General features: G+C 44.6%; 1 protein-coding gene. It reads right to left on the minus strand.

The window, feature by feature from the left end; genetic code table 11:
- A partial coding sequence (locus HC175_RS20095; RefSeq protein ID WP_209310141.1) for an MBL fold metallo-hydrolase occupies positions 1-388 on the minus strand: 388 nt, incomplete at both ends.

The following is a 388-nucleotide window of genomic DNA, read 5'->3' on the forward strand; positions in this document are numbered from 1 at the left end:
GTATTGCCCACATTCCAGTAGCGCAAGATCAAAGGGTCCGAATTTATTACCGATCTTCTTAAAACTACCATCGTAGCCTGAATCTCCGCCAAAAAATATCCTTAGCCCGAAAATCTCCAGCACAAAAGATGACCATAATGTCTGCGCTCTTTTTATGGTCCTGCCGGAAAAATGACGGGAGGGTGTAGCCGTGATCTTTATGCCGTCATTTATTTCATGACTTTCCCACCAATCAAGCTCGGTAATTTTACCATTTTTGACACCCCAGGTCTCCAGATGAGCACTCACTCCAAGGGAGGTCACAATCCTTTTCGTCTTATTATGCAGCTTGTTGATGCTGGGATAATCCAGATGATCGTAATGATCATGAGTTAGGACGAGCAGGTCC

Source organism: Salinimicrobium oceani (genome assembly GCF_012037645.1).